Raw genomic sequence first — 18,739 nt, 5'->3', positions numbered from 1 at the left:
CTACACCGACTCGTCAGCCGGCCGCGTACCTTCCTGCACCAGCACCATGCTCTGCGGCGAAGACAGTGGAATGCCTTCATCACGCAAACGGCCAAGAATGGTGAACAGCAGGTCGCTGCGGGTGCCCGATACCTGCCGCGGCCCAGCCACATAGCCACTCACACCGATCACCATACCGCTGGCCGTCAGGTCCTTGAACGACACCGAGGTAGCTGGCGCATCCAGAATCGCCTCATGCTCATGGTAAGCCGCCAGCAGCAGCTCACGCACACGGTTGGCATCGGTCTCCAGCGGCAGTGTCAGGGTAATGCTGACCACGCCCAGCGCGTTGCCCATGGTCACGTTGCGCACGTTCTGCGAGATGAACTGCGAGTTGGGCACGATCACCGTGGAACGGTCAGACATCTGGATCTCGGTGGCGCGGACATTGATACGGCGGATATCCCCCTCGACACCCGCCAGGCTGACCCAGTCGCCGACCTTCACCGGGCGCTCGGTCAGCAGGATCAGGCCGGAAATGAAGTTCTGCACAATCTGCTGCAAACCGAAACCGATACCGACCGACAGGGCACTGACCACCCAGGTCAGGCTGGTGAGGTTGATACGCAAGGTCGACATCACCAGCATGGCCAGGAACAGGAAACCCAGGTAACCCACCAGGGTTACCAGCGAGGCCCGCATGCCGGCGTCCATCTCGGTTTCCGGCAGCAGGCGGTCGCTCAGCCAGCGCTTGACCACACGGATGGCGAACAGGCCACCGAGGAAGATGGCCAAGGCCAGCAGGATGTCCTGCGGCACGATGTTCAGGTTGCCGAGCACCTTGCCGCCGGTCCCATCCCAGTCGCCCAGACTCAACAGCAGTTCGCTAGGGCTGGTGCCCGACGGCATCAACACCAGCAGCAGTGCCAGGAACAGCACGACCGTGCGGCCGATGCCGGCCAGTATGGTGCTGGCCTGCGCCTGGTGGCGAGGCGCCAGGCCCAGGGTCGACGCCAGTGCCAGGCCTCCGGGCTGGCGGGGCGACAGCAGGGTTTCGCACAGGTCGCCGAAGAAGGTGGTCAGCAAGTAGGCACAGGTGATCACCAGGCTGACCCACAACAGCTTGGCGGTGAGGAAATAGGCGAGTGTCAGGTAGCCGGTGAGCAGTGCCAGCAGGATCAACGTCAGCCAGATGACCATCACGAACGGGATCAGCCCGGCCAGGCCCGTCGGGCGCTCCAGGTCATGCTTGCGCAGGGTGCGGCGGTAACACAGCAGCGCGCCTGCAAAGGTGAGCGCCACCACCAGCGCGGTCAGCCCGTTGACGGCCACCGTCAGCGCCAGGCTGGCGCCGATCACGCTGTTCATGCGCTCCATGGTCATCATGACCATCAGTGCCAATGCCAGCACCTTCGGGAACCAGCCCAGCGCACTGGCGACTTCGTCGTGGATCGCCGGCAACCGCCAGGACGGACGCTGCAGCATCAGCATGGCGCGGCCCAGGCCTGTGATGAAGGCACTGAACACCACCAGGGTGAGAATGTGATTGGTCAGGCTGGCGATATCCGAACCCAATCGTGCATTGCTTTCCAGCCCCCAGCGCAGCAACGACACCGAGCCGGCGATGGTGCCCAGGGTTGCCAGGCTAACGCCCAGAGCCAAGGCGCTGCGGCGCAGGCGGCCCTCCGGCAACCAACGGATCATGGCACTGGCCAGCAAGCGTTCAAGCACGCGCCTTACCAACGTCCACACCAGAATCGCCGCCACCAGGCTGGCAACGAACAGCCAGCGGTTTTCGGCGCTGAAGGCGCTGCTGATGGCATCGGCCGCCTCGCCGCGCAGGTCACGCAGGCGCGCCACGTCGTCCTGGGTGGGGCGGATGATGCTCTGCCAGAACGCCGGGCTCAGCGGCGAGGCTGCGCGGCTGGTGATTTGCGAGTTGAACTGGCTGCGGCGCAGGTTGACGATTTGCGTGGACAGGTCACGGGCCGACTGGGTCAGCTTGGTGGCCTGATCCTGCTGGGCTACCAGCGCCTTTTTCTCGGCCTCCAGCGCTTTGCGCTGCTGTGTCAGGGTAGCGGCCTCGTCCGGCTGGGCCGGGCCGATGACCTTCAGCTGGTCGTCGAGTTTTCCCACATCGGCAGTGCGCTGTGTACTCAGTGCATCAGCTTGACGCTGAACCTGCATCGCGCCCAGGCGCAGTTGCGACAGCACGTCGTCGTTGGCCTCGCTGGTGACGCCTTGGCGGATCAGGTCCAAGCGGTCACTCAGCTGTTCGAGGCTGGCGTTTTCGTCCAGTGCGGGCGCTTCGGCAGCCGCCAAGTTGGACAATGGCGTGGCCGGGGCCGACCAGGCCGGGCTGACAAGCAACAGCATCAGGGCCAGCAGGGCAATCAGACCTGGGCAATAACGGGCAAGGCTGACACGCCTCATCGAATATTCCTCTTTGCAATTCGATTTGGCGGGGGATTCTACGCGGCTTCGGGCCGTCAGGAGAGTGCCGTTTCTCGCTTCAGCAATTGCTGTTTGCGCTCCACGCCCCAGCGGTAACCGCTGATGTCGCCATCCCGGCGCACTACGCGGTGGCAAGGGATGGCCACGGCAATACGGTTGGCCGCGCAGGCCATGGCTACCGCCCGCACGGCCTTGGGGGCGCCAATGCGCTCGGCGATGTCGGTGTAGCTGACCCGGCTGCCGGCCGGCACCTCACGCAGCGCCTGCCACACCCGCTCCTGAAACGCGGTGCCTTGTACATCCAGCGGCAGGGCCAGGCCCAAGGCGGGCGCTTCGACGAAACCGATCACTTCGGCCACCCTCTGTTCGTAGGCGCTGTCGCCGCCAATCAGGTGGGCCTTGGGGAACTGATCCTGCAACTCGTGCAACAAGCCCTCGGGGTCGTCGCCCAGCAGAATCGCGCAGATACCCTTGTCGCTCTGGGCGACCAATATTGCACCCAGCGAGCACTGCCCAAGGGCGAAGTGAATGCTTGCCCCGGCACCGCCGGCGCGGTATTGCCGGGGGCGCATGCCCAAGCGCTGGTCGGCGCTTTCGTAGAAGCGGCTGTTGGAGTTGTAGCCGGCGTTGTAAATAGCATCAGTGACAGAGTGCTGGCCGTCTTCCAGATGCGCACGCAGGCGCCGGGCCCGGAAGGCTGTGGCGTAGGCCTTGGGGGTGACCCCAGTTTCGGCCTTGAACAGCCGATGCAGGTGGAAGGGGCTGACGGCCAGCTGTGCACTGAGTTGGTCGAGGCTTGGCGCGGGGTCGCTGGTTTCGATCAAGCGGCAGGCGTGGGTAACCAGCTGGCTATGGCGGGTGGCGCTGGCCTTGCTGATACAGCGTTTGCAAGCACGGTAGCCGGCAGCCTCGGCAGCCGCGGCAGTGTCGTAGAACTCGACGTTCACGCGCTTGGCCTGGCGTGATTTGCAGCCGGGGTGGCAGTAGACGCCAGTGGTACGTACGGCGTAGACAAAGTGGCCTGTGGCGGCAGTGTCGCGGCTCTCTACGGCTTGCCAGCGTTGGTCAGGGGTGGTGTAGAGGTTCATCTTTGTTTCCCGGATATGTTGTTGCCTGTACGGGCGATGCAAAAACCTCAGGCCCGCCACAGGTACCAGGCCGCCACGGTACGAAACGGCCGCCAGGCGCCGCCCAGCGAACGCATTTGCGCCGGTGTCGGCGCCGTCTCCAGCCCTTTGAGCCGCCGATACCCCTCGCGCACGCCAAAATCGTCCACCGGCAGAATGTCAGAACGGCCCAGGCTATAGATCAGCAGCATCTCCACCGTCCATCGCCCTACCCCACGCAGCGCCACCAGGCGTTCGATCAACGCCTCGTCAGCCATGGTTAACGCCTGCTCCCGCGTCGGTACCAAGCCCTCCAGGGTGGCTTGAGCAATGCCCTGGACCGTCACCAGCTTGCTCGCCGAAAAGCCGCAGGCACGCAGGGTTTCCGGGGTTTCCGCCAACAACTGCTCTGGCTGCGGAAAATCATCTGCCGGGAACAGTGCCAGCAAACGCCCCAGGATCGCCTCGGCGGCGCGGGCGTGCAGTTGCTGGTAGGCAATCGCCCGCACCAATGCCTCATAAGGCTCACGTCCCGGCGTAGCCTGGTGCAGGCAGGGCCCGATCGCTGCGATATGCCGCGACCAGTCCGGGTCAAGTGCCGCCAGGTGTTGCGTGGCCTCGTGATAGGCCTCAGGCGAAAGGTCGGCCAGCATCATGGCACCTCCATCAAGTCGATTGCAGGTCCAGCTTAGCGCAGCCGTTCATCGGGCAAACGCCGGTTCTTGCGCAGCTAATCTTTGGCATGCCATTGCTCGGCGCCATCTTCCCCGCATAGAATTGAGAACTATTCACAATCGCACACATCACTGGACTGGGCCTTCTCTACGATGCAGATCAACGACACGCTCAAGCCCACCGAGGTCGCTCTGCTCTACCAGTCTCACCATGCCTGGTTGCGTGGTTGGTTACGCAGCCGGGTCGGTTGCAGTGAACATGCCGCAGACCTGGCCCAGGATACCTTCGTGCGGTTGTTGCGCGCCCGCCACGTGTCGCCGCTCAAAGAACCGCGCGCCTACCTCAGCAGCATCGCCCGTGGTTTGATGATCGACCAGTTCCGCCGCCGCGCGCTGGAGCGGGCCTACCAGGAGAGCCTGGCTCACCTGCCCGAAGCAGAAGTGCCCAGCGAAGAGGATAAGCTTGTCATCCTCGATAGCCTGGAACGCCTCGACCGCGCCTTGCACCAGTTGAAACCGCGCGTCCGCCAAGCGTTCCTGCTGGCCCAGCTAGACGGTTTGAGCATCGTGCAGGTTGCCCAACGTCTGGAGGTGTCCAGGGCCACCGTCGAGCGCGATCTGGCCAAGGCCCTGGGCGTCTGCTACCGGTTGCGCTATGCCGATGCCTGATGGTACGCCCGCACAGGCGCAGGTCGATCAGGCCATCGACTGGCTGGTAAAGCTGCGTTTCGACACCCCCAGCCCGCGCACCGAGCAGCAGTTTCAACACTGGCTGGCCAGCCACCCACACAACCGCCTGGCCTGGCAGCGGGTCAGTCATCTGGGCGATGAACTGGCCGGGCTGCCCAAGGACTTGAGCCGGCGCACACTGGACGCTAGCCAGCACCCCAAAGCCAGCCGCAGGGACCACCTGAAGTTACTGGGGCTGTTGGCCGTGGGCGGCAGCCTGGGCTGGGCCGCGCGCGAACCGCTAGGCCTGCCACAACTGCTGGCCGACACCAGCACCGCCACCGGTGAACGGCGCCAATGGCAAGGCAGTGACGGCAGCCGCATCCAGCTCAACACTGCCAGTGCCATCGACTTGCACTACAGTGCGGAACAACGCCAGCTGAAACTGATCCATGGCGAGGTCAGCCTGGACAGCAACCCCAACGACAACCGCCCATTCCACGTCGCCACCCCTGTCGGCCCGCTGACCACCTTCGATGGCCAGCTGTTGCTGCGCGAAAACAGCCAGGGCCTGCTGCTGTCGGTGCGGCGTGGTGAAGTCACGCTGTTCCCTGCCTCGGCCTCAGCGAGGCAGGTGCTGCCCGGTGAAACTTTGCAAGTCAGCGCCAACGGCAGCATTCAGGCCAGAACACTGCACAACGATCCCTGGGGTTGGACCGAAGGTGTGCTCAGCGTGCAGCAGATGCCGCTTGCCGAGTTTGTCAGCGAACTCGGCCGCTACCGACCGGGCCTGTTGCGCTGCGCTCCAGAAGTGGCGGGCTTGAAGGTTTCCGGCACCTATCAGTTGGCTGACACCGGGCAAATCCTGCAACTGCTCACCCGCAGCCTGCCCGTGCGGGTCGAGTACAGGACGCGCTATTGGGTCAGCATCGGCGCGGCGTAAAGGGATATCACTGCGCCACAGCCCGCATCCGCCCACGGCGCCGGTATGACTGCCTGGCAAAGCACACGAACAGCCCGGCCATCAGGGCCAGCGCCATGGGCAAACCGTGGGGCGCGACATTCATGGCCGCCCCACTGACCAGCGGCCCGACCAGGCTGCCTACGCCCCAGAGCAAGCCCACACTGGCGTTGGCAGTGACCAGGTCCTGGCCCTTGAAGCGCTGCCCGATCAGCACCAGCGCCAAGGTATAGATGCCCCCCGCCACCGCGCCCAGCACCACCAGCAGCGGCCACAGCAGCCAGGTCAGATTCAGCAGCCGAGGCAAACCGATGCCGATCACCATCGCCACCAGCCCGCACACCAGGTGCAACCCTGTGCGCTCAACCCGGTCGGCCAGCCAGCCCAGCGGCAGCTGGAACAGCATGTCGCCGGCAAACACCACCGTCACCATCAACGCCGCCACGCCAACGGCAAAGCCATGGCTGGTGGCGTACACCGGCAGCAGCGACAGCACCACAGCATCGAAGAACGAGAAGAACAGCACCGCCATGCACAACGCCGGTGCCACACGGAAGAACCCGGCCAGGCCGAAGCTTTTTTCGCCCTCTTCGTGCTCGACATGGTCGTTGGGCACCGTCAGCACAATGCACAGCAACGCCAGCCCATAACAGGCCGTGACGACACCCGTGATCCACGGGCTATCGGCGCCCAACACTGCCAGCATGGCCGGGCCCAGCACCTGAAAGCCCGTAAAGCTGGTGGCGTACAAGGCCATGATCTTGCCGCGGTTATGTTCGGGGCACAGTTCGTTGACCCACGACTCGCCGAGGATGATGGCGATCCCCATGCCAAGCCCCAGGCCCAGGCGCAGCAACGCCAGCAGCCACAACGAGCCGAACGCGGACTCGAGCAAGGCGATGCTGACCGTGCACAGGCTGAAACACAGCAGATAGATAGTGCGCCGGGTGAGATGGCGGCAGCAGACGTCGACCAGAAAAGCCGAGAGCATCATGCCGGCGGCAGGGATGGCCGAGATGATGCCGATTTCCAGGGTGCTCGCCCCCGCTTCATGCAGGCGCAACGACACCAGCGGCAAGCTGGCCCCCAAACTGAAACCCACGACAGAAACGGCGAACAACAAGCCCGCCAATAAACGCATGTTCATGTACCACTCCTGGCAAACCGAAAAGACGTGCAGAAACAGGCGCGCACGCCGAGACGGCGAGCGACGCTAAAGCGCAGATCCGTTCAGGCGAGGTGTGGTGAGAAGGTGAAGGCAAACAGCACGCTGCGGCGGCGCTTGAGCACCGTGTCACTCGGCCATGCACGACGCAGTGCCTGGAAGGCAGGCTGGCGGGCGTGTGGGAGGGACTGGGTACGGCGCATTGCTTTGGCTACTACGCAGGTGATTGAAAAAAGAGGCGGCACTCTAGCCACCTCCGGGGGGCTCGTCAATTGCCCAGGGGCCTCTGCCAGGCCCCCGGCGCGTTCAGCGTTTACCTGTACTTGGCAGAAACACCGCCAACAACCCGAACAATGGCAGGAACGAGCACAACCCATACACGTATTCGATACCACGCAGGTCCGCTACGTACCCCAACAGCGCAGCACCAATGCCGCCAAAACCGAACATCAGGCCAAAGAAGATCCCGGCAATCATGCCCACGCTGCCCGGCACCAGCTCCTGCGCATACACCACGATCGCGGAAAACGCCGAAGCCAGGATAAAGCCGATCACCACGCTCAGCACCGTGGTCCAGAACAAGTCGGCATACGGCAGCGCCAGCGTGAACGGCGCCACGCCCAGTATCGAAAACCAGATCACAGCCTTGCGCCCGATACGGTCACCGATCGGCCCGCCAAAGAAGGTGCCCGCCGCCACCGCGCCGAGGAACAGGAACAGATGCAGCTGCGAGCTGGCCACCGACACACCGAACTTCTCGATCAGGTAAAAGGTGAAGTAGCTGGTGAAGCTGGCCATGTAGAAGTACTTGGAGAACACCAGCAAGCCCAGCACGATCAGCGCCGCAATTACCCGATTGCGCGAAATGCCGTGGGTGGCCTGAACCGTCTTGCGCGCCTTGGCCTGATTGAGGTGCTCCTTGTACCAGCCGCGCAGCATCAGGGTAACGCCGAGGAAGAACAGCCCGGCCAGGCCGAACCAGGCCACATGGGTCTGGCCGAACGGAATGACGATGGCCGCTGCCAGCAGCGGGCCCAGAGCGGAGCCGGTGTTGCCACCGACCTGGAAGGTCGACTGGGCCAGGCCGAAGCGCCCGCCCGAGGCCAGCCGTGCAATACGCGAGGTTTCCGGGTGGAAGGTCGACGAGCCAATGCCCACCAGCGCCGACGCCAGCAGGATCATCGGGAAACTGCCAACGAAGGCCAGCATCACGATCCCCACCAACGTGCACAGGGTGCCTAGCGGCAACAGATTTGGCGTGGGCCGGCGGTCGGTGAAGAAGCCGACCCAAGGCTGCAACAGCGAGGCGGTGATCTGGAACGTGAGCGTGATCATGCCGATCTGGGCGAAGCTCAGGTCGTAGTTGGCCTTGAGCATCGGGTAGATCGCCGGCAGCACCGACTGGATCAGGTCGTTGATCAAATGCGCCAAGGCGCAGAAACCGATGATGCGCATCACCATCGGCGAGGCTTGGCTTGCCGCTGCCGGGGTGGATGCGGTGGAGGCACTACTGGTGGCCATTTGCCTGAATCTCCGTCCTCTGGTTTGGGATCCGATTATCAGGAATCAAATAGATACATAGCTACCTTTTTTATCCCCCTGTCGCCACGCACTTGAAAATGGTTCTCAATATAATTAGCATCCTCTGCCAATGACCCCTGTCATCGTTAGGCCAAACGGCCCCTATCGTGAGCAGACCGCCCCCATGAGCCCGATGTCCGCCAAGCAGCTGCAGCCCGACCCACAACAGGAAGCGCTGGCGTGGTTTTCGTTGCTGCGCCAGCCCGGTTGCGACGAAACCCAGCGCCAGGCATTTGCAGCCTGGTGCCAGGTACAAGAGAACGCCCACGCCTACGCCGAGCTGGAGACGTTCTGGCAACAGCTGCAACCCGCACCTGCCCGCCCTCGCCCACGGCATGTCACTGTCCGTCGCAGTCACCTGGGTAAAGGGTTGGCGCTTGTGTTCTTGCTAGGGTTAGGCGCTGCTGCTTACCTGTACTGGCCGCTGATACAGCGTCTGGCCAGCGAGCTGCACACCGATGTGGGAGAGCGCCGCAGCATACGCTTGGCGGATGGCACGACATTGAACCTGGACAGCGCCAGCGCGATGAACGTCGACCTGCGCGGCCGCACCCGCCAACTGCACCTGGTGCAGGGCCAGGTGCATATGGAAGTCGTGCTCGACGGGCGGGCCATGGACGTGGAAGTGGGCAACGCACGCATCCAGGTATACGGCACTCGCTTGCAGATAGCCCGGCATGCGGGGCGTGACGAACTCGTGGTATTCAGTGGCAAGGCCATGGTCACCCAGGGGGGTGAGCAGCGGATGGTCTCGGCAGGTGAGCGGGTAACCTTCGATGACACACGCATCGCCCCGGTGCGTAAGGCTGATCTGAAAACCGCTGACAGTTGGCGCAACGGTCGCCTTAAAGCCACAGACATGCCATTGAGGCAGGTGCTGGAGCGCCTTGCCGGTTACCAAGGGCAGCGTCTGTGGATGATGGATGAACACGTGGCTCATCGCCGTGTAAGCGGCGACTTCAACCTCGACCGGCCTGACCAAAGCCTGCAATCCCTGGCTGCAGCCCAGCAGTTGCAGTTGCTGGGCGTGCTCGGGCACTGGCTTGTGGTGCGCTGAAACCGGGGCTGGCCGCTAAGTTTTTGAAAGCGTGCAAATTTTTTTTGAAATGAGTGTTGACAGAGGGGGCGTTCAAGAGAATAATGCGCGCCATCGGCTACATAGCTCAGTTGGTTAGAGCATAGCATTCATAATGCTGGGGTCCGGGGTTCAAGTCCCTGTGTAGCCACCAAACAAGACGAAGGGCTTACCGCAAGGTAAGCCCTTTTTCTTTGCCTGCGAAAAAGTTGCTGGTGCCCGCGCTAACCCATCCAGCAGCAGCCGGGCGCCGAACCACAGGGTTCGGCGCTGCTATCGTCGCCTCAACGTATTCCGGTCACCGCCACAGCCAGGCCAAGCCCGATCAATGCCAGACCAATGGCCCGGTCCACCAGCACTTGCCGTTCGATCATCGCCTTGCGCAATGCCGTGCTGGAAAAAAATACCGCCACCAGGCTGAACCATAGCCAATGGGCAACGGACATGAACGCACCGTAGGCGAAGTTCAGCGTCAGCGGGCTGCCAGGCTGTACCACCTGGGTGAAGGCACTGATGACAAACAACATGGTCTTGGGGTTGAGGGCGTTGGTCAAAAAGCCGGTGCGCAGCGCTTGCAGTACGCTGGCAGCAGACTGGCCAACCCCGTCCAGGCTGATGCGTCGGGTGTTGGTCAATGACTTGTACCCGAGGTAGATCAGGTAGCCCGCACCCAGCACTTTCATGACGAGGAACAGCGCCGGGCTCTGGCTGATGATTACGGCAATGCCCAACACCGTGTACAACACATGCACCTGCACCCCCAGTGCGATACCTATGGCGGCAGCCAGCCCGGCCTTGCGCCCCTGTGCATAACTGCTGCGGGTGACCATGGCGAAATCGGCACCAGGGCTGATGACGGCGAGCAGGGTGAACAGGGCGACGGCGATGAGTTCGGTCATGCTGAGGGCTCTCGATAGGCGATGGAAATGCACAGACCGCCGATTATCGAGCGCTTACAGATGCGGAAAAATCGATTTATGCTGAGATGAATCTGATAGTTTTGCTCACAGATACGTACAGCCTGCCTTGGCCTCTTCGCGGCTAAACCCGCTCCTACAGGGAACTATGTGGCCATGTAGCAGCGGGTTTACCCGCGAAGAGGCCGGCACAGCTGAGCAGGGAAATCATGAAACTGCCGCCACTCAACGCCTTCCGCTACTTCGACATTGCCGCCCAGACCGAGAGCTTCGTGCGCGCCGCCGAGCACTTGCACGTCACTCACGGCGCGGTCAGCCGCCAAATACGCCTGCTGGAAGAAAGCCTTGGCGTGGAACTGTTCGAACGGCGCAACAGGGCCATTTTCCTCACCCCTGCCGGGCGCGCCCTGCATGGCACCACCCAGGCGATCTTCGAGCAGCTGGAAGGCGCCGTGCAGCGTTTGCAGCACCAGGTCCGCGACAATGTGCTTGTGCTGTCCTGCGAACCGACCATCGCCATGCGCTGGCTGATCCCGCGCCTGCCGCGCTTCCATGCCACCCATCCCGACCTGCAGTTACACCTGGTGGCTGCCGGCGGGCCGCTGGACTTCGCCCGCAGTGGGGTCGACATGGCCATCCGCCGTGACGACTTCCACTGGAATAACCAGCTGTTCAACCAGAAGGTCTGCGATGAATGGATCGGCCCGGTGTGCCACCCCGCCGCCAGCGCCAGACTCGATGGCCAACGGCTGCTGCACAGCACCACACGCCCTGCTGCCTGGCCCACCTGGCTGCGCCTGAGCGGCCAACAGGCGCGGCACTGCGAACGCAGCGACTACGAGCATTTCTACCTGTCGATCCAGGCCGCCAACGCCGGCCTGGGCCTGGCCATGGCCTCAGCCCTGATGGTGTGCGACGAAGTCGACAGCGGGCAGTTGCAGGCGCCGTACGGTTTTGTGCGCGATGGCTCGGCCTACCACCTGCTTAGCCCACAGCCTCTGGCCGACAGCAGCAAGTGCCAGCGCTTCGCAGAGTGGCTAATGGACGAATGCCGGGGTTGCCTGGCTCATTTGGGTTTGACGCAGAACGACGACCCCGCACTGCCATCGCCGCCCCAGGTGCGATAGCCGGCGGTATCCACATGAATGCGGCCTGATGGGTAGCGGCCCAGGCCCATGTTCCAGGCTTGGCCGTGTTGCTGCCAGAAACGGCACAGCGGATTGGGGTCGGCCCAGGCCGGCAGCAGTATATCGACGGCGAACGCGCGGGTATGCGCACTGTTGGCTGCCCCGCCCGCACAGGCGTTCAGGCGCGGCTCACGGTAAGCCGAAACCACCTCGAACTGGCGCAGGATGCCTTGATCGTCGAGTGCCCTGATCAACGCGAGGGTCGAGCGTACAGCCGCCCAATTGCCGGGGGGCGGTACAGCGAAAGGCGATGCGTGGCACAGTTTCCAGTCCGAAGCCGAGCGCAGCAACTGGTGAATTGGCACTACACCGTAAAGCCGGGCATCTACCAGCATTTCGCGGAAAGGGCGGGTTTGATGATCACCCGCCCACTGGGCGAACATCCACACGTCGCGCTCGTCAGCGTGGGCAACGCTCGCTAAACACAAGCCCGCTGCCAAAAGCAGTTTTCTCATTCTTCATCCGTCCCTGCAGAGAACAAAGCCTGCGCTCCCACCGGAACTCATACTAGTTCAACGCGCAACCGTTACTGCAGCGTCAGCGGGTGGCCGAAGCAGAGGGGTGCCTGCGTGACGGGGTAAGCCGCTGGAAAGTCAGTCTTCAAACAGGGTACAGGCCATCACCAGGGCGTCTTCACGGCCGCCGGCGACCGGATAATAGTCGCGGCGGCGGCCAATTTCGTTGAACCCGTAACGTTCGTATAAACGATAGGCCGACTGGTTGCTGGCGCGTACTTCCAGGAAGCATTCGCGGCCATTGAGCTCATAGGCCCGGGCCATCAGGTGTTCGAGCAGGCGCAGGCCCAGGCCGCAGCCTTGGTTTTCCGGTTTTACGGTGATGTTGAGCAGGTGCGCTTCATCGATGATCACATTGATCACACCATGGCCCACTTGCTGCTGGCCATCGAACATCAGCCAGACTTCGTACGACTTGAGCGCATCCTGAAAGATTCCACGGGTCCAGGGGTGACTGAATGCGGCATATTCGATCTTAAGTACGGCATCCAGATCCGCCTCGGTCATCGGGCGGAAGCTGATCGAGTCACTCATTCAACGCTCTTCCAGCGCGCCATCAGCTGGCGCATGGCTTTCCAGACGTCCGCCTTGCGCTGCGGCTCGTCCATCAACAGTTCAAGGCCCGGCAATGCCCAGGCGTCGCCCAGGCTGTCGAGCGTCAGGGTTTGGTAATAGGCGTCGGCGTCGACATTGGCGGCAAAACGCAGTGCCGGCAGGCCGACCAGCCACAGACAGGTACACGGGGCGTCTTCCAGGCGCGCCTGAACGAAGCCCTGGACGAAATCGCGCGCAGCCTCCGGCCCCTGGTCCATGTTGCCGCGCACCAACAGTGGCCAGCGTACCGGCTCGCCGATGATCTGCGGGGCGTCGGGCAGGCCGGCGGCGCGCAGCATGTCCTTGAGCAGCAGATAGGACGGATCGCGGCTCTGGAAGGGCTGACCGGTGGCCAGTTCAACCAGCAGCAGGCAACTGCCGGCGCGCAACAACTGCAGCGAGAAGCGCGGTGGCGGCACCGGTGCCGGGCGCGGAGCAGCGGGCTGCTCTTGTGCCTCGGCAGGCTTGACGGCGGGTTTTGCCACACTGCCCGGGCGTGGGATCTCGATTTTCGGCCGCTCGCCGGAGCGGGCCTGGGGGGTGACAGGCGCTTCGTTGGTTACCGATGCCGGCCTGACCTCGAAATCGATGTCCTCGACTGGCACAACCGGCAGCAGCAGCTCGGGCCGCGACGGTGCGGCGAACGGCAGCTCGGCGCGCGGCAGCCAGTGCACCACTTGCATGGCGGAAAGGTAGGCGCGGCGACGGGGTTCGGTCAGCAAGGGGCGGATATCCGAGGGGGTGAAGGCAATTGGGCATTCTAACGTGTACGCCGTGGTTTTTGCAGCGCCTATCAGACCGAGCGCCACTAGAACAACGACATACACCCACAAACCCAAAGGTTATCTCTCATTACAGACCAAGGGGTAAAAACCACCCCCGCGAATGCAGTACAATCGCCCCCTTTTTCTTGGCAACGAGTCGAAGCCAATGATCGAACCCAAGCGCGTCCTGCGCGCCCTAGCCGAACACTGGGCCCTGATCGAGCCGCTGTGCGAGCGTTTCGACCAGGGCACCCTGAGCCTGGTCGAACTGCGCCAGCATGTGGCCCGCCAGCAGCTCGAAAGCACCCCGCAGGACATCACCCAGCTACTCGACGTGTGGATCCGCCTGGATATCCTGGTCCCGGTGGCCAAGAGCCCGAACCGTTTCGAGCTCAACGCGCAGATCCACGACTTCCTCGCCTACCTGCGCCGCGAACACCGGCTGGGCCTGTGCCTGGAGATCGAAGCCTACTTGCGCCACCTGGAGCGCCTGGCCGGGCACATCCAGGATGCCTTCGACAACCGCGACAGCGACGACCTGGCACGCCAGTTGCGCCTGCTCGACATGCGTGTGCGCGATGTGCTGAAAAAGCTCGACAACGACGAGCAGGCACTGGTGGCCGTGGCCGAACGGGCCAAGACCAGCAACCGCCAGATTCCGCTGCGCCAGCGTTATGCCGAAGTGCTGGCCACCTGGGACGAATACGTCGAGCCGATGATCCAGCTGGTCAACGCCGACGGCGCCTTCGAGCAGGGTGTACGCAAGGTCGAGACCGTGCTGCTGAAACTGCTGGGCGAACAGGCGCGCCTGGGCCACCTGGTCGACGACGACATGCTGCTGCGCACCCACGCGCGCATTCTGGAAATGCAGACCAGCGCCCAGTTGACCCTGCGCCACGCCCGCGAACTGCTGCTGCCGCTGCGCGAAGAAGCCCGCCGCCACAACGCCGTGACCCGCGGCGCTGCACTGGCCCTGTCGGTGATCCGGCGCAAGGGCATCGATGCCGTGCCGCAGGCGGCCATGCCGATGTTCACCCGCCCGCAAAGCACCTTCCTTGGCAGTGCCAGCCAGGTCGAGGCCTACGTTTACGCACTGGCCCGCTTCGAGCCCAAACCGGCGCGCTTCCCCAAAGCCCACAAGACCCAGTCCGGCGCCCTGCCCCGTGCCCCGCGCACGGTCAAGGAAATGGCCGAACGCTGCGAACAGGCCCTGCCACTGCCCGACTTGATGGTCTGGCTGCTGGAGCAGGAGCCCGAAGGCGCCACCGACGAGCTGCTGTACTGGTTCTCGCGCCTGTCGCGGGAAAAGCGCTTCAAGCGCGAACGCCTCGACCGCCGCGAATACACCACTCAGGAACATTTGGTCAGCCTGCATTCGTTCGCCCTGACCTCCAGCCGCGAAGACGCCCCTAGCGCGCCTACCGAACCCAACGCGAGCCCAGCCCATGCATCTTGATCTTTCCGAACTGTCCCAGCTCGCGCCGATCTTCCGCGAGCTGTTCAAAGGCTTCCACGTCAGCCGGCGCGACCCTGAGCTGTACGCCCAGCTGTCGAACTTCCAGGACCAGTACCGCACCCTGTTCAAGGCCCTGGGCTTCGAGCTGGTGTGCGATACCCGTGGCTTCTATTACTTCGTGCCCGACATGACCGCCGCGCAGGTCAACAAGACCGCGCAGCGCCTGTCGCTGTTCACCTTCATCCTGGTCGAGCACCTTGCTGACCAGGGCCGCGACCCGATGGCCGTGCTCGATGGCGGCAGCATCGGTCGCGACGAACTGCCCTCGCTGCTGGACAAGTACCGCGACCTGTTCCTGCAGGCCGAAGTGCAGACCGTGGACGAGCTGGAAGAAAAAATCCTGCGCCGCATGACCCAACTCGGCTTCGCCCATGAGGAAGGCGGCATCTACCGCTTCCTGCCGCCCATGCATCGCTTCCTCGATGTGTGCCTTTCGGTGCAGCAGGACCGCGACCTGGCCGCCACCCTGCACAGCGCCCTGCCGCTGCCGACCCCGGTACTGGTCGAGGAAGAAAGCGCCGAAGAACTCAACCGTACCGACGACCCGCTCGACCTCACGCCTTTCCAGGGCGAGGAAAGCGAAGAGGACGCCCTGGCCCGGGCCATCCGCGAAGAGCAACAGGAGATTGACGCATGAGCCAGGAACGCTACGGCATCCGCCGCTTCGCATTGCTCAACACCGCCGGCTACAGCCTTGGCCTGTTCCCGCTGGAGCACCCGCTGTCGGTATACGGCGCCAACAACCTGGGTAAATCGGCTTCGATCAATGCCCTGCAGTTCCCGATCCTGGCACGTATGTCGGACATGAGTTTCGGCAAGTACAGCCTTGAGCAATCGCGCCGCTTCTACTTCGCCAGCGACACGTCGTACATTCTTTGCGAACTGAGCCTGCCCCACGGCCCGCACGTGATCGGTGTGGTCGGGCGCGGCCCGGGTGGCGGTTTCGGCCACCAGTTCTTCGCCTACAAGGGCGAACTGGACCTGGCCCACTATCAGAAGAACGACACCTGCCTGCGTCAGAAAGAGCTGTTCACCAACCTTGAACGCCTGGGGATCAAGGCTTACGAACTGAAGCCGGACGAACTGCGCCGGCTGCTGGTGGGCGGACACACTTCGGTGCCGCTGGACCTGACCATGATCCCGCTGCGCTCCACCAGCGAGCAAAGCCTGAAAACCTTCCGCGCGCTGTTCATCAACCTGCTGCACATGCGTGAGATCACCGCCGCCAAGCTCAAGCAGCTGTTCCTCGACGCCTTCGAGCACAGCCTGCGCTCGGGCAGCGTCGACTACATCGCTGCGTGCGAGGAAGCCTTCCGCGACGTACGCCGCATGGAGCAGGACTACAACGCCCTGGTGGCTGCCGGCCCGTTGGTCGAGGCCCTGGCCGGTGGCGTGGCCCAGCGCGACATCCTGCGTGGCAAGCTGCACCGCATTTCGCCTGTGCTCGACACCCTGCTGGGCACCTGGCAGGAATACGCCATGGCGCGCAAGGAAGAGCTGGTCATCCAGTCCGAGCACTACCGTGGCGAGCAGGACCGCCTGCAGAACGACCAGCGCGGCGGCACCCAGGAGCTGATGCGCCTGGAGCGTGAAATTACCGGTATCCAGCGCTGGCTAGGCGAGCTGTCGGTGCTCAAGCACCGCTTTGCGCTGGTCGATGACGTCAAGGTGCTGGAGCAGCAACTGCTGGCAGCCAAAGACGCCCACGACGAGCTGGCCGGCGCGCTGGCCCAGTCACGGCAGTTCAGTGCCGAAGACCTCGACGAGCGCGTACGCGACCTGGAAAAACGCCTGAAGCAGGTCAAGCAGCAGCTGGATCACGCTGACAACAACAGCTATGCCCGCCTGCGCGAGGAGTTCTCGCAGCAGGACGTCGACCGCCTGATGCGCCTGTTCAACGGTGCGCTGTTCAGCCTGCCGCTGGGCGACCGCGGCATCGAGCTGGACGACAGCGACCTGTGGGTAAAATCGCTGGAAGCGGTGCTGGACGGCTTCAAGGGCGAGCGCTTCGAGGCCCCAGGCCTGGCCATCGACCTGACCCACATCGACCCACCGGCCCTGCAGGCCCTGGCCGACCGTGCCGCCCTGCGCGACCAGAAAGAGCGCCTGGAAAAAGAACTCAAGCAGCTCAAGACCCAGCAGGCCGTGGCCGCCGACCGCTCCGCGTCCAAAGCGCAGACCGAAACCCTGTACCAGGAAGTGCTGGACGCGCAGAAGGCGCTGGAAGACTTCCGCCGTAGCCAAACCCTCACCGCCGAAGAGCCCGAGAAGCTGGAACAGCTCTCGCAGCTGGAAGCGGCCCAGGACGAACTCAAGCGCTCCAGCGACGCCTTCACCGAGCGCGTCCAGCAGCTGTCAGCCAAGTTGCAACTGGTCGGCCGTCAGCTCGGCGACCTCGAGTCCAAGCAGCGCACCCTGGAAGACGCCCTGCGCCGTCGCCAGCTGCTGCCGGCCGACCTGCCCTACGGCACGCCATACATGGAAGCCATCGACGACTCGATGGACAACCTGCTGCCGCTGCTCAATGACTACCAGGACAGCTGGCAAGGCCTGCAGCGGGTGGACAACCAGATCGAGGCGCTGTACGCCCAGGTGCGCCTCAAAGGCGTGGCCAAGTTCGACAGCGAAGACGACATGGAACGCCGCCTGCAACTGCTGGTGAACGCCTACGCGCACCGTACCGACGAAGCCCTGACCTTGGCCAAGGCACGCCGCGCTGCGGTCACCGACATCGCCCGAACCCTGCGCAACATCCGCAGCGACTACGACAGCCTTGAGCACCAGCTGGCCCTGTTCAACCGCGAGATCAACAAGCGCCAGGTGTCCAACCTGGAAAGCTTCCGCGTGGTACTGGCGCCGAACAAGGAAGCGCTCAAGCACATCGACCAGATTATCCACAGTGCCGGCCAGTACGAAGAAGGCGAAACCCTGTCGGTCTTCGACCTGACCCAGAGTGCAGACCAGGACAACAAAAACGAAGAGGCCAAGGAGTACCTGGCACGGCTGGTGGCGGCCAACCACAACCAGCTGGGCCTGAAGGACCTGTTCGAACTGGCGTTCGAGATCACCAAGGTCAATGGCCAGCCGATCATCCACGCCGACATCGACGGTGCGGCGTCCAACGGCACCACCATGACCATCAAGGCGCTGACCAACATGTACCTGTTGCTGCACCTGATGGACCGTGACCTGGCCGGGCGCATTCGCCTGCCGTACTACCTGGACGAAGCGGCAGACATCGACGAACGCAACCAGGCGGCACTGCTGGAGACCAGCCAGCAACTGGGCTTCGTACCGATCCTGGCGAGTGTGAAACCACAGGTCTCGGCGCACGTTGCGATCGACCTGGAAGGTGGCAGCGGGCCGAACGGCATCTACATCGACGAGGCGGACTGGAAGTTCATCAGCCGGCTGGATGAAGTGAAGGCGGTTGTGCGTGAGGATCAGGCCGAGGAGCTGGCCTGAGATAGCCGGGGCCGCGTTGCGGCCCATTCGCAGGTAAACCCGCTCCTACGGCGGCCTGTGTCCAATCACCGAGGCGTACGACGGCCTGTGTCCAACCACCGAGCGTATGTAGGCGCG

17 protein-coding genes and 1 tRNA gene are annotated in these 18,739 nt (G+C 63.5%); 8 read left to right on the top strand and 10 right to left on the bottom strand.

The genetic code is table 11. The features are described 5' to 3' along the window. Genes REH59_RS03570 through REH59_RS03560 form a run of 3 tightly spaced genes read right to left on the bottom strand, consistent with a single transcriptional unit; the run spans position 1 to position 4,195 of the window. On the bottom strand, positions 1–2,412 hold the full coding sequence (locus tag REH59_RS03570; protein ID WP_014859288.1) for a DUF3772 domain-containing protein: 2,412 nt from the start codon (positions 2,410–2,412) through the stop codon (positions 1–3). Between the two features lie 56 nt (positions 2,413–2,468). After that, positions 2,469–3,521, bottom strand: a complete 1,053-nt coding sequence (ada, locus tag REH59_RS03565) for a bifunctional DNA-binding transcriptional regulator/O6-methylguanine-DNA methyltransferase Ada (RefSeq protein ID WP_014859289.1) — start codon at positions 3,519–3,521, stop codon at positions 2,469–2,471. Positions 3,522–3,568: 47 nt separating this feature from the next. Continuing rightward, positions 3,569–4,195 carry a DNA-3-methyladenine glycosylase family protein gene (locus tag REH59_RS03560; RefSeq protein WP_014859290.1) on the bottom strand — a complete coding sequence of 209 codons (627 nt, stop codon included), beginning with the start codon at positions 4,193–4,195 and terminating at the stop codon, positions 3,569–3,571. 171 nt (positions 4,196–4,366) lie between these two features. Between REH59_RS03560 and REH59_RS03555 the strand changes: the two genes are divergently transcribed. Next, complete coding sequence (locus tag REH59_RS03555; protein ID WP_003247432.1) at positions 4,367–4,882, top strand: sigma-70 family RNA polymerase sigma factor; 516 nt, start codon at positions 4,367–4,369, stop codon at positions 4,880–4,882. Further along, positions 4,869–5,825, top strand: a complete 957-nt coding sequence (locus tag REH59_RS03550) for a FecR domain-containing protein (RefSeq protein WP_047605088.1) — start codon at positions 4,869–4,871, stop codon at positions 5,823–5,825. Before REH59_RS03555 ends, REH59_RS03550 begins: the two co-directional genes overlap by 14 nt. A 7-nt stretch (positions 5,826–5,832) precedes the next feature. Here the strand turns inward: REH59_RS03550 and REH59_RS03545 are convergent, their stop codons facing one another. The 3 genes from REH59_RS03545 to REH59_RS03535 form a co-directional block, all read right to left on the bottom strand. Next, on the bottom strand, positions 5,833–6,990 hold the full coding sequence (locus tag REH59_RS03545; protein ID WP_320450386.1) for an MFS transporter: 1,158 nt from the start codon (positions 6,988–6,990) through the stop codon (positions 5,833–5,835). 83 nt (positions 6,991–7,073) lie between these two features. Then, positions 7,074–7,211 (bottom strand): hypothetical protein, encoded by a 138-nt coding sequence (locus REH59_RS03540; RefSeq protein ID WP_003247435.1) that lies wholly within the window; start codon positions 7,209–7,211, stop codon positions 7,074–7,076. Between the two features lie 103 nt (positions 7,212–7,314). Then, on the bottom strand, positions 7,315–8,529 hold the full coding sequence (locus tag REH59_RS03535; protein WP_003247436.1) for an MFS transporter: 1,215 nt from the start codon (positions 8,527–8,529) through the stop codon (positions 7,315–7,317). 193 nt (positions 8,530–8,722) lie between these two features. Here REH59_RS03535 and REH59_RS03530 point away from each other — a divergent pair, with 193 nt between their 5' ends. Further along, positions 8,723–9,646, top strand: a complete 924-nt coding sequence (locus REH59_RS03530) for a FecR family protein (protein ID WP_265536670.1) — start codon at positions 8,723–8,725, stop codon at positions 9,644–9,646. Between the two features lie 95 nt (positions 9,647–9,741). Then, positions 9,742–9,818, top strand: a tRNA-Met gene (locus tag REH59_RS03525). A gap of 130 nt (positions 9,819–9,948) precedes the next feature. Here REH59_RS03525 and REH59_RS03520 read toward each other — a convergent pair. After that, on the bottom strand, positions 9,949–10,563 hold the full coding sequence (locus tag REH59_RS03520) for a LysE family translocator (protein WP_014861555.1): 615 nt from the start codon (positions 10,561–10,563) through the stop codon (positions 9,949–9,951). A gap of 227 nt (positions 10,564–10,790) precedes the next feature. On the opposite strand from REH59_RS03520, the gene REH59_RS03515 reads away from it, so the two are divergent. Beyond that, positions 10,791–11,708 carry a LysR substrate-binding domain-containing protein gene (locus REH59_RS03515; RefSeq protein WP_014861554.1) on the top strand — a complete coding sequence of 306 codons (918 nt, stop codon included), beginning with the start codon at positions 10,791–10,793 and terminating at the stop codon, positions 11,706–11,708. Here REH59_RS03515 and REH59_RS03510 read toward each other — a convergent pair. The 3 genes from REH59_RS03510 to REH59_RS03500 all read right to left on the bottom strand — a co-directional run bounded on the left by REH59_RS03510 (position 11,648) and on the right by REH59_RS03500 (position 13,599). Further along, on the bottom strand, positions 11,648–12,223 hold the full coding sequence (locus REH59_RS03510) for a D-Ala-D-Ala carboxypeptidase family metallohydrolase (RefSeq protein ID WP_033725220.1): 576 nt from the start codon (positions 12,221–12,223) through the stop codon (positions 11,648–11,650). The two genes, REH59_RS03515 and REH59_RS03510, sit on opposite strands and share 61 nt — an antisense overlap. 138 nt (positions 12,224–12,361) lie before the next feature. Continuing rightward, positions 12,362–12,817: a ribosomal protein S18-alanine N-acetyltransferase gene (gene rimI / locus REH59_RS03505; protein ID WP_014861553.1), complete on the bottom strand. Its 456-nt coding sequence runs from the start codon at positions 12,815–12,817 to the stop codon at positions 12,362–12,364. Next, positions 12,814–13,599 carry a hypothetical protein gene (locus tag REH59_RS03500; RefSeq protein ID WP_003247448.1) on the bottom strand — a complete coding sequence of 262 codons (786 nt, stop codon included), beginning with the start codon at positions 13,597–13,599 and terminating at the stop codon, positions 12,814–12,816. Before REH59_RS03500 ends, rimI begins: the two co-directional genes overlap by 4 nt. A gap of 208 nt (positions 13,600–13,807) precedes the next feature. Between REH59_RS03500 and mksB the strand changes: the two genes are divergently transcribed. The 3 genes from mksB to mksF are packed head-to-tail and all read left to right on the top strand — an operon-like array spanning position 13,808 to position 18,622. Beyond that, the gene (gene mksB / locus REH59_RS03495; protein WP_003247449.1) at positions 13,808–15,097 is read left to right on the top strand and encodes an Mks condensin complex protein MksB; all 1,290 of its coding nucleotides are present in this window, start codon (positions 13,808–13,810) and stop codon (positions 15,095–15,097) included. After that, entirely contained in the window at positions 15,087–15,794 is a 708-nt protein-coding gene (mksE, locus tag REH59_RS03490) for an Mks condensin complex protein MksE (RefSeq protein WP_003247452.1), read from the top strand. Before mksB ends, mksE begins: the two co-directional genes overlap by 11 nt. Beyond that, positions 15,791–18,622 (top strand): Mks condensin complex protein MksF, encoded by a 2,832-nt coding sequence (gene mksF / locus REH59_RS03485; RefSeq protein WP_014861551.1) that lies wholly within the window; start codon positions 15,791–15,793, stop codon positions 18,620–18,622. Before mksE ends, mksF begins: the two co-directional genes overlap by 4 nt. Positions 18,623–18,739 lie beyond the last annotated feature (117 nt).

This window comes from Pseudomonas sp. BO3-4, from assembly GCF_034044115.1.
Lineage (GTDB): Bacteria > Pseudomonadota > Gammaproteobacteria > Pseudomonadales > Pseudomonadaceae > Aquipseudomonas > Aquipseudomonas alloputida.
Note: the sequence above shows the minus strand (reverse complement) of the source record. Positions and strands in the feature narration are given on the sequence as shown.